Source organism: Candidatus Rokuibacteriota bacterium, from assembly GCA_016209385.1.
Taxonomy (GTDB): domain Bacteria; phylum Methylomirabilota; class Methylomirabilia; order Rokubacteriales; family CSP1-6; genus JACQWB01.
The window spans coordinates 1-10,458 of record JACQWB010000257.1 but is presented as its reverse complement, the minus strand read 5'-3'; the positions used below and the strand labels follow the sequence as shown (position 1 = coordinate 10,458).

The following is a 10,458-nucleotide window of genomic DNA, read 5'->3' as shown; positions in this document are numbered from 1 at the left end:
CCGCCCCAGACTCCGATGATGAAGTACATGGGGATCAGCATGGCCTCCCAGAAGATGTAGAAGAGGAAGAGGTCCAGGCTGACGAAGACTCCGAGCATCCCCGTCTCCAGGAGCAGCATCGTGACGGCGAACTCCTTGAGCTTGACCTCCACGGCCCGCCAGGAAGAGAGGAGCGCCAGCGGCGAGAGGAAGGCGGTGAGGAGCACGAGGAGGAGGCTGATCCCGTCGACCCCGAGGTGGTAGGCGATGCCGAACGTGGGCATCCACGCGAGCCGCTCCTCGAACTGGTAGCCTGGATTCCGCAGATCGAAATCGGCGTAGAGCGCCAGCGAGACCACGAACGTGGCGATGGCGACGAGGAGGGCCACCCAGCGGATCAGGGCGTCGCGCCGCGGCAGAGCGACCACCACCGCGGCCCCCGCGGCGGGGAGGAACGTCAGCACGGTGAGCAGGGGCGCCGACATCGGAGGTCCCTTCGCGCCGGTTACCTCGCCAGGAGGAAGCCGACGATGGCCACGGCCCCCAGGAGCATGGTCAGGGCGTAGTTCGCCACGTAGCCGGTCTGGATCCGCCTCATCCCGGAGGCCCAGGCGACCACGACGCGCCCCACGCCGTTCACGATGCCATCGATGAAGCCCAAGTCGAAGACGCGGGCGCAGAAGTCCGCCAGGCCGACCAGCGGCCGCACGAAGAGGAGCACGTAGAGCTCGTCGACGTAATACTTGCGGAGGAGCAGCGCGTGGAGCGGGTTCCCGGGCCGACCGATCGCATCGACCCGCACGGGACGGCTCCCGTATACGAGCCAGGCGAGGATCACCCCCGCGAGCGCCAGCAGGCTCGACAGCGCCATCAGGAGGACGGCGGAGGGCCCACCGTGGCCGCCTTCGCCGTGGAGCGGGAAGACCGGAGCGAGGAAGCGGGCGAACACCGTGCCGTAGGCGAAGGGAATCCCCACCGCCAACCCGGTGACCACGGTGAGGAAGGCCAGGACGCCCAGCGGGAGGGTCATGACCAGCGGCGACTCGTGGACGTGGTGGGCGACCTCCCGCGGTATCCGCGACGGCGTGAAGAAGGCGAGAACGACGAGACGCGAGGTGTAGAAGGCCGTGAGCAGGACCCCGAGCAGGAGCAGGGCCCAGAGCCAGAGCCGGTCCGCGCCGTACACGGACGTGAGGATCTCGTCCTTGGAGAAGAACCCGGCGAGGCCCGGGATACCGGCGAGCCCCGCCGCCCCGACGACGAACGTGATCGTGGTCACGGGCACCCGCGGGGCGAGACCCCCCATCCTTCTCAGGTCCTGCTCTCCCTTGAGCGCGTGGATGACGCTTCCGGCGCCGAGGAAGAGCAGCGCCTTGAAGAAGGCATGGGTCACCAGGTGGAAAATCCCCGCGGCATACGCGCCGACGCCGACCCCGACGAACATGTAGCCGAGCTGGCTGATCGTCGAGTAGGCAAGGACGCGCTTGATGTCGGTCTGGACGAGCGCGATGGAGGCGGCGAAGAGCGCCGTCAGGCCGCCGACCCAGGCCACCACCTCGAGGGCGACCCCGGAGCGCTCGAAGAGGGCGTGGCTCCGCGCCACCATGTAGACGCCCGCCGTCACCATGGTGGCCGCGTGGATCAGCGCCGACACCGGCGTGGGCCCCTCCATCGCATCGGGGAGCCAGGTGTGGAGCGGGAGCTGGGCCGACTTGCCGCAGGCCCCCATGAACAGGAGGAGCGCGATGACCGTCGCGGTCTCGGGGGGCAGGCTGGCCGCCTTCTCGAAAACCTCCGGGTAGTCCAGCGTGCCCATCACGACCCAGAGGTACATGACCCCGAGGCCGAAGCCGAAGTCTCCCACCCGGTTGACGATGAAGGCCTTCTTCCCGGCGTCGGCCGCCGCCTGGCGCCGGTACCAGAAACCGATCAGGAGGTAGGAGCAGAGCCCGACCGCCTCCCAGAACACGTACAGGAGGAGAAAATTCCCGGCGAGCACCAGCATCACCATCGAAAAGACGAACAGGTTCAGGTAGGCGAAGTAGCGGGCGTAGCCCGGGTCGCCGTGCATGTAGCCCGCCGAGTAGAGGTGGATCAGGAAGCTCACACCCGTCACGACCAGCAGCATGACCGCGGAGAGCTGGTCGACGTGGGCCGTGACGGCGGTGCGGAACTCCCCGGCGACGATCCACGGGAAGAGGTCGCCCGTGTAGGTCTCGCCGTCGAGGACCCGCACGAAGAGGACGTAAGCGGCGAGGAATGAGGCTCCGGTGGCGGGCACTGCGACCCAGTGGGCGCGCGCACCGATGACCCGTCCCAAGAGCGCGTTGACGAGAGTCCCGACGAGGGGGAAGAGGGGAATCAGCCAGACGTTCTGCGACACCCCGCAACTCTACAGGCTCCACCTGGGGGTGTCAAGCCGCGCCCCGCCTGAGGCGCGCGCAAAGAGACTGGAGCGGCTCTCGCAAATGGTGTAAGAAGAGGACATGGAGCGGCGGGCCAAGTATTCCGTCGGGCTCACCGCGGCACTGGCCGGCTACAGCCTGGTCCTGCTGCTCAAGGTCGTGGCCTGGTGGGTCACGGGCCTGTTCGCGCTCCTCGCAGAGGCCCTTCATACGCTCTCGGACCTGGCCATCTCCAGCTTCCTCCTTATCGCCGACCGCTTCTCCCGGCGCCCTGCCGATACCAGGTACCGCTACGGGTACGGGCGCGCCCAGCACGTCGCGGCGCTCACCGCCGCGACCCTCTTCATCTCCTTCACGAGCTTCCGGCTGGTCGAGGAGGCCGTCACCCGGATCTTCAGGCCTCCCACCCCCGCCTACAGCCACCTCGAGCTGGCGATCGGGGCCCTCGTGATCTCGATGGCGGTGAGCCTGATCCCGCTCGCGCTCCTCGCCGTCCAGCGCCGGCGCGGTCCCGCCGCGCGGGCCCAGCTCCTCGAGTGCCTGAACGACGAGCTGGGGCTCCTGGCGGCGCTGGTCGGCGCCATCTTCGTCGCGCGGGGGAGCTACCTCGCCGACCCCATCGCCTCGCTAGTGGTCGGCGGGCTCATCGCCGCCAACGCCGTCGGGCTGTTCAGGGACAACGCGCGCATCCTGATGGGGCGCGCTCCCGGGCGCGAGTTCTTCGAGGAGATCGAGCGGCTGGCGCGCGGCGTCCCGGCGGTGAGGGCGGTCCACGACCTGAGGGCCGAGCACGTGGGGCCCGAGACCATCCACCTCACGATCCACGTGGAGGTGGAGCCCACGATGACGGTGGCGGACGGCGAAGAAGTCGCCAAGGCCGTGCGGGACGCCATCATGTCAGAAACCCGCGTCGGCTACTGCGTCGTCCACGTGGACCCGGTCGGCGCCCCGCCGGAGCCCGGCGAGTTTCCGTACTGAGCGCCCGGCCTTCCGGGAGGCAATTATGCCCTCGGCGCGCGACCCTGAAAAAGCCTCCCACGCGCTCGTTGGCCATCGGGACGGCGTATGTGGACTTTCGCCTGCCCGTGCTCCCCCGCACAGGATCTACTGCAGCCATGAAAATCCGGACCGACGTCTCGACGCCGCTGGACTGTGCAAGAGGAGGGTGCGCATGCCGACGTATATCAGCTTGATCAACTACAGCGACCAGGGGATTCGGAACATCAAGGACTCGCCCAAGCGCCTGGACGCCGCGAAGAAGCTCCTCAAGGACATGGGCGGCGAGCTGAAGGAGTTCTACCTCACGCTGGGGAGCTACGACATCGTCGTTGTTGCCGAGGCCCCGAGCGACGAGGCGATCGCCAGGTTTGTCCTCGCGGTCTCCTCCCTCGGAAACGTCCGGACGACCACCCTCAAGGCCTTCCCCGAGGCCGAGTACCGGAAGATCGTTGCCGGGCTTCCCTGAGCCGCGCGCGAACCGACTGTCGGAGGGCGGCTAGCAGATTTTAAACACCTTCAAGGCCGACACGGCCCAAGGGCGAGGAGAACCTTGGGTGAGGCGGTGGATCAGTGTGCCGTGGCCGATGACTGCCAAGATGACAGACAAAGTGGCAGGACTCGCGTCCAGATCCGCCGGGGATGAGGGTGAGCAACTTCTCTTCGCCCTCCCGTACGATCGGCCGGAAGGTCAAGGTCTGTCTGCACATCCGGCTCAATCTCCTAAACTCAGCGAAATTATGTCGCTCGAATTTCCAGACAGCAGCGCTCTCCTCTGATCGGCCCGATTGCCAGGCCCGCAGGGAGCAGGACAGATCCGCGCCACGACCAGGCAGTGCTGGACCCTGTCAGCTCAAGGAAACAGCCTCTTGGACTTCTTGGCAGTTCCTCGGATAACCCTGCTCGACTGAGACGGCAGACCCGTGGGGGATTCTCTCGAAGCGGGGTTCGAGAGCCCTGGCATATTTCTTGAACAGAGGGCGTATGCTACGCGACCGACTGGGCGCCTTCTCTGGCGCTAACGAGGCGGGACCACTATCAAGGTTCCCGACCGGGAACCCGGTTGCCTTCAGAGTGTGGTCTACCTTTGTCGTTCTGTGAGGCTCGTCATCAGAGGGGAGGAGGTGAGCCATGGGGTAGGTAACAAAAAGGTCCTGGTGGTCGATGACGACGAAGAGATCCTCGACCTGATCGCCGAGTTTATCCCGAGGCTGGGCTGCGAGGTTCTGCGGGCCCGTGATGGGGAGGAGGCTCTTCAGATCTTCCGAGCGGAGGGCCCTCCGCTCGTCCTCGCTGACCTGTGGATGCCCACGATGGATGGCCTCACCCTCATGAAAGCTGTCAAAGAGGCAAGTCCAGGAACCGAGATCCTGATCCTCACCGCTCACGCTGATCTTGATTCCGCCATCGAGGCAGTCCGGCAGGGCGCCTTTGATTATCTCCTGAAGCCCTTCGCCTTGGAGGCTCTAGGCCGCAGAGTGAATCAGGCGCTGGAGCGCCACCGGCTTGTGTCGGAAAAGGAGGCCCTGCTCGAGGAGCTGGAGGAGCGAGTCAAGGCCAGGACTGCGGCGCTGGTTGAAAGCCAACGGCAGCTCCGCGCGGTCTTCAACGGGATCAGAGATTCCCTCGTCATCGTCGATCAGACCTTCACGATCATCGCCGCCAACGAGGGGGCCGCTACCCTCTCCGGCACACCGGCGGACACCCTCATCGGCCGGAAGTGTTACCGTGAGCTGTGCCGCCGCGAAGAGATCTGCGAGGGGTGCCCGCTCCTTGAGACGCTCGCCACCGGTCGGGCCGCCTCGGCGTCCATGTCACGGCGGAATCGCGATGGGAGCTGTAGCTATCTGGAGGTCTCCGGCTACCCGCTGGCTGACGCGGGGAAGCGGCCGACGGAGGCTGTCGAGCACATCAGAGACGTCACGGAAAAAATCCACCAGGCGCGCGACCTGCACAACTCAGAAAAGCTTGCCGCCGTGGGCCAGTTCGCGGCTGGACTCGCCCATGAGCTCGGCAATGCGCTGGCTATCATCGGGAGCTCGGCGCAGTTCCTGCTCGGGTACCCCGGCGACCGGCGGCGGGCGAGCCGGGACTATCTTGAGGTGATCCACCGGAACGTGGCGGCGGCCGATCGCACGATCCGGGAGCTCCTGGCCTTTGCCCGGCCACGGGAGCCTTTCTTGAGGGCCATGGATGTGACCGAGTCTCTGGATCGAGCGTGCTTTCTCCTCAGAGGGAAGTTCGCGAAGCATGGCGTGGAGGTCGTGCAGCAGTATGCCCCTGCCCTCCCTCGTATTGAGGGCGATCCGGAGCAACTCCAGCAGGTCTTCCTCAACCTCCTCCTCAACGCTGTCCAGGCGATGGATGACGGCGGAACGATCACGGTCAGGATCGTCTTCGATCCCCCGGAATGGGTTCGGGTAGAACTGATGGACACCGGCCGGGGCATCCCGGGGGAGCATCTCGACCGCATCTTCGACCCCTTCTTCACCACCCGGGAGCAGGGCACAGGGTTGGGCCTTTCTATCGCCCACCGTCACGTGGAGGCCCACCGGGGCAGGTTGACTGTGGAGACCCAGGAAGGGCGGGGAACCCGCTTCACCATGCTTCTGCCGGCCAAGACCCCCCAGAGCGTTCGGGCCGGGGCGGGATGACGGAGCTCGGGATGCCCAAAGTCTTGGTTGTGGATGACGAGCCCGACATGCGCTGGCTCCTGACGAGCGTGCTTCGAGATCAAGACTTCGAGGTGGCCACAGCGGAAGACGGCCAGGCTGCCCTGGAGCAGATTTCGCGCGAGCCCCCGGACGTCGTCCTCCTGGATCTCAAGATGCCGGGGCTCGATGGCCTCCAGGTTCTGGAGCGGGCGAACGCGGCGGACCCCCACATGCCCGTCGTGATCGTCACAGCCTATGGGGATCTGCCCTCCGCCGTCCAGGCCATGCGGCTTGGCGCCTACGACTACCTCACTAAGCCCTTTGACCACGACGAGATCCTCTTCACCGTCAGGAGGGCGCTGGAAAAGAGAGAGCTGGAGGCAACGCGCCTCACGGCCGCCAAGGTCGCCACTCTCCTGGAGGCCGCGCGCGCCCTGAGCCATGAGATTAACAACCCCCTGGCCGCCATCCTTGGCCATGCCCAGATGCTGGAGAAAGAGCTCAGGGAACCGAAGGCTGCCGAGAGAGTAAAGGTCATCATCCGGCGCGGTGAGCGAATCGCCCGGGTGCTCCAGCGGCTTTCCTCTATCGTCGAGCCCGTTGCCACGTTCCAGCCGGGGGTCGGACCGATGCTGGATCTCGTGAGGTCGAGAACCGACCGAGGGGAGTCCACCGAAAATGGCGAGGATACTGGTCGTAGATGACGAGCCTGACATGCGCTGGCTCCTGGCCGGGGTCCTCCAGGCGGAGGGCCTCGAGGTGGTCACAGCGGAGGACGGCCAGGCCGCCCTGGACCGGGTCATGGCGGATGCTCCCGCCACCGTAATTCTGGACCTCAGGATGCCAGGGCTCGACGGAATGTCGGCCCTCGGGAAACTCAAGACGATCGCCCCCCAAGTGCCGGTGATCATGCTCACCGCCTACGGGGACATCCCCACAGCCGTCCAGGCCATGCGACTTGGCGCCTACGATTACCTCACCAAGCCATTTCACAACGATGACATCGTCCTCACCGTGCGGCGGGCCCTCGAGCGGCAGGCGCTGCTAGCCGAGGTGGAGGAGCTCAGGAGTCAACTCGGAGAGGGCGGCGGCTCCCTCAGCGAGCATATGGGCCCGAGCCAGGAGATCCAGAAGGTCATCCGGCACATCACGCAGGTGGCCAGCTCCACCTTCACCGTCCTTATCCAGGGGGAGACGGGTACGGGGAAGGAGCTGGTGGCCCGGGCTATCCACCAGCAGAGCGCCCGGTGCGAGAAGCCCTTTATCGCCCTGGACTGCGGCGCGATTCCCGAGACCCTGATCGAATCAGAGCTGTTCGGCTACGAGAAAGGCGCCTTCACCGGCGCAGACCGGCGCAAGGAGGGCCACTTTCAGCTCGCCGAGGGGGGAAGCCTCTTCCTGGACGAGATCACCAACCTCCCCTTAACTACCCAGGCGAAGCTCCTGCGGGTGTTGCAGGAGCGAGAGGTGCAGCTCCTGGGCGGCAAGCGCGCGGTCCCGGTCAACGTGCGGATCATCGCTGCCTCCAATGTCCCGCTGGAGACAGAGATGCGGGCGGGCCGGTTCAGGCACGACCTCTACTACCGCCTGAACGAGTTCACCATCGCCCTCCCGCCCCTCAGGGAGCGGCAAGAGGACATCCTCTACTTGGCCAAGCGCTTTCTGGAAGAAGCCAGTATGGAGCTAAAGCGGCCCGTCCGCGGGATCTCAGAGGAGGCGGCCCCCCTTCTTCTCCGGCATCCCTGGCCGGGCAATGCCAGGGAACTCAGGAACGTCATTCGCCAGGCCGTGCTCCTGAGTCCGGACCTCATTCGGCCGGAGCACCTGGCGGCCCTGGGTCCCGGAGGCGCCCGGGCGCCGTTAGCCGAGGAGCCGCGCTCGGGATCGGCGGGTCTTTCTCTGAGAGAGGCGAGCGAAAAGGCCGCCGCTGAGGCGGAGCGGCAGGCGATCCGCCACGCCCTCCAGGCCACTCAGGGGAACAAGAGCGAGGCGGCCCGGCTCCTCAGGACCGACTACAAGACCCTGCACGTCAAGATGAAGCGCTACGGCATCCGGACCCGGGAGTTCCAGGGGTCGTAAAAAGTCGCCCGCCGTGGACCCTCCGATGATCGTTGCAGCGACACGAATGCCTCCTCCTTATCCTCATCCTCCGTGACTCTCCTGTTCCGGTTCGTCCGATAGCCGTCCCGTTCGCCCCGAGCTCGCGCTATGGCGAGCGCGCCAGAGCGGTCTCACCATAGTTCTGGCGTTCCCGCCAGAGTCCGCCTGTCTGCCAACAGGCGGGCCTCCATAGTCCCTCGCGTCATTCAGTTCCAGCGAGTTTCCCTTCCACCTTCCCTTTTCTCCCCCATGCTTTTCCCCTCCGAACTCTCTCCCGAGCGCGTGGCATAACACTTGCTCTTTTCCTTTGTGCTTGATCGAGACACAGCGTCCCCAAAGAGTCATTGCGGGGGGCCCTGTGCACCGTGCATGAAGGAAAAGACGATCACCGTAAAGAAGAAAAGCTGGGCCCTCGGTGAGCTGGTCGTCCCGGACTCGGGCGGGCGGAACTTCCAGACGGATATCCTCGCCCATATCCCCTCCTCCATCCTAATCCTCGACCCCAGCCTCAGGGTGACCTTCGCCAACCGGAACTTCCTCGTCAAATCGCGGAAGGAAGAGGGGGAGGTGCTGGGGAAGCGGATCAGCGACGTCTTCCCTCCCGTGATCCTCTACTACACCGACCTGGAGGAGCGGCTCCGGAAGGTCTGTCAGACCGGCAGGCCATTCGAGGGCGGGGAGATGGAGTACCGAGCCCCGGGGCTGGCCGCCCGCGTCTACTTCTACAGCCTGACTCCCTTGAAGGATCAGGACGGACGGGTCGAGAGCGTGATGCTCTTCATGGACGACGTGACAGAGAAGAAGAGCCTGGGCGAGCGGGTCAGGCAGGTCGAGCGCCACCTGGCCAGCGTGGTGCAGAGTGCCAACGACCCCATCGTCTCCCTGGACGCGGCCGGCGCGGTAATGACCTGGAACAGCGCCGCGGAGCGCATCCTGGGGTTCTCGAGCCAGGAGCTGGTGACGAGACAGTTCGCTGATCTTTTCTCCGAGGCCGACCGGCCCCACCTCCAGGTTCTCGTCACCGAGCTCGCCCGGGAGGGAACGGTCCAGGAGATAGAGACGGGGATGAAGGCGAAAGCCGGCCAGGAGCTCCTCGTCTCCTGGCGCTTCTCAGCTATGCGGGAGGAGGGAGGGCGGGTGGTGGCCTTAGTCGGGGTGGGGCGGGACCTGACGGAGAAGCGGCGGCTTGCGCTTCAACTGGTCCAGTCGGCCAAGATGGCCGCCCTCGGCGAGATGGCCGGCGGCATCGCCCACGAGATCCGTAACCCCCTGGCCATCACTTCCTCCGCCGCCCAGATCCTCCTCAAGAAGGGGGATGATCGTGATCTCAGGCAGGAGTGCGCCGGGAAGATCCGGAACGCCGCCAACCGGGCCGCGGCCATCATCGAGAGCCTCCTCCGGTTCTCCCGGCCGTCGGCGGGGCTCGTCGAGCGGGTCGATATCAACAGCGCCATCGAAGACACCCTTGGGCTGGTCGGCCACCAGATCTCCCTTCAGTCCATCGGGATACAAAAACGCCTGGCTCCGGGGCTCCCGAGCGTGAGGGGCAACAAGAACCAGCTCCAGCAGGTCCTCATGAACCTCATCCTCAACGCCTACAACGCCATGCCCGAGGGGGGGCGGTTCACCATCGAGAGCCGACTTGCGACGAACCACCATCAAGAGTGGATCGAGGTCAGGTTTGCCGACACCGGGTCCGGCATCCCCGAAGAGCACCTCTCCCGCATCTTCGACCCCTTCTTCACCACCATGCCGGTGGGAAAGGGAACGGGGCTGGGCCTCTCCATCGCCTACAGCATTGTCCAGCAGCACGGGGGCACCATCCGCGCGGAGAGTGAGGCGGGGAAGGGCTCCACGTTCACGGTCACCCTGCCGGCGGAGAGGCCAGATGCTTGAGATCCTCGTGGTGGACGACGAGATGGACATCTGCTGGGCTCTGGAGAAGGGCCTGGTAGACGAGGGGGTGCACATCACTCAGGCCCACCGGGGGGAGGACGCGATCCAGGCAGTGCGGGGGCGAAGCTTCGATGTGGCCATCATCGACGTCAAGCTCCCCGGCAAGAGCGGCATTGAAGTCTCGCGGGCCATCCGGGAGCTCGCCCCCCGGCTCCCGATCGTCATGATCTCCGGCTACCACTACGAGGAGGATCAGCCGATCCAGGAAGGGATGCGGCGGGGAGAGTACCAGGGCTTTATCAGCAAGCCCTTTGAGCTGGATGAGGTTTCGACCCTTCTGAGGCGGATTCTCAGAGAGGGCGAGGACAGCCCCTCGTCCCCTCACCCCACCCCCTCACCTTTATCCTCTCCCCCCGAGGGGGAGAGGG

9 protein-coding genes are annotated in these 10,458 nt (G+C 65.7%); 7 read left to right on the top strand and 2 right to left on the bottom strand.

Translation table 11 applies throughout. The features are described 5' to 3' along the window. The coding region (locus HY726_19310; protein ID MBI4611143.1) for a Fe-S-binding domain-containing protein at window positions 1-464 on the bottom strand (464 nt) is incomplete at its 3' end. A gap of 20 nt (window positions 465-484) precedes the next feature. Further along, complete coding sequence (gene nuoL, locus HY726_19305; GenBank protein MBI4611142.1) at window positions 485-2,362, bottom strand: NADH-quinone oxidoreductase subunit L; 1,878 nt, start codon at window positions 2,360-2,362, stop codon at window positions 485-487. A 103-nt stretch (window positions 2,363-2,465) separates the two neighbouring features. Between nuoL and HY726_19300 the strand changes: the two genes are divergently transcribed. The 7 genes from HY726_19300 to HY726_19270 all read left to right on the top strand — a co-directional run. Next, a complete protein-coding gene (locus HY726_19300; GenBank protein ID MBI4611141.1) occupies window positions 2,466-3,362 on the top strand; it encodes a cation transporter in 897 nt (298 codons plus the stop codon). Between the two features lie 193 nt (window positions 3,363-3,555). After that, entirely contained in the window at window positions 3,556-3,849 is a 294-nt protein-coding gene (locus tag HY726_19295; GenBank protein MBI4611140.1) for a GYD domain-containing protein, read from the top strand. 655 nt (window positions 3,850-4,504) lie between these two features. Further along, the gene (locus HY726_19290) at window positions 4,505-6,034 is read left to right on the top strand and encodes a response regulator (GenBank protein ID MBI4611139.1); all 1,530 of its coding nucleotides are present in this window, start codon (window positions 4,505-4,507) and stop codon (window positions 6,032-6,034) included. A gap of 11 nt (window positions 6,035-6,045) precedes the next feature. Beyond that, window positions 6,046-6,738, top strand: coding sequence for a sigma-54-dependent Fis family transcriptional regulator (locus tag HY726_19285; GenBank protein ID MBI4611138.1), 693 nt, complete (start codon window positions 6,046-6,048; stop codon window positions 6,736-6,738). Next, the gene (locus HY726_19280) at window positions 6,713-8,113 is read left to right on the top strand and encodes a sigma-54-dependent Fis family transcriptional regulator (protein MBI4611137.1); all 1,401 of its coding nucleotides are present in this window, start codon (window positions 6,713-6,715) and stop codon (window positions 8,111-8,113) included. Before HY726_19285 ends, HY726_19280 begins: the two co-directional genes overlap by 26 nt. Before the next feature lie 390 nt (window positions 8,114-8,503). Beyond that, window positions 8,504-10,030: a PAS domain-containing protein gene (locus tag HY726_19275; protein MBI4611136.1), complete on the top strand. Its 1,527-nt coding sequence runs from the start codon at window positions 8,504-8,506 to the stop codon at window positions 10,028-10,030. Continuing rightward, a partial coding sequence (locus tag HY726_19270) for a response regulator (protein ID MBI4611135.1) occupies window positions 10,023-10,458 on the top strand: 436 nt, incomplete at its 3' end. The genes HY726_19275 and HY726_19270, both read left to right, overlap by 8 nt.

Bases quoted from the DNA above. Each gene is read 5' to 3' on its own strand.
- HY726_19300 (MBI4611141.1), top strand. From the start codon at position 2,466: ATGGAGCGGCGGGCCAAGTATTCCGTCGGGCTCACCGCGGCACTGGCC.
- HY726_19295 (MBI4611140.1), top strand. From the start codon at position 3,556: ATGCCGACGTATATCAGCTTGATCAACTACAGCGACCAGGGGATTCGG.
- HY726_19285 (MBI4611138.1), top strand. From the start codon at position 6,046: ATGCCCAAAGTCTTGGTTGTGGATGACGAGCCCGACATGCGCTGGCTC.
- HY726_19280 (MBI4611137.1), top strand. From the start codon at position 6,713: ATGGCGAGGATACTGGTCGTAGATGACGAGCCTGACATGCGCTGGCTC.
- HY726_19275 (MBI4611136.1), top strand. From the start codon at position 8,504: ATGAAGGAAAAGACGATCACCGTAAAGAAGAAAAGCTGGGCCCTCGGT.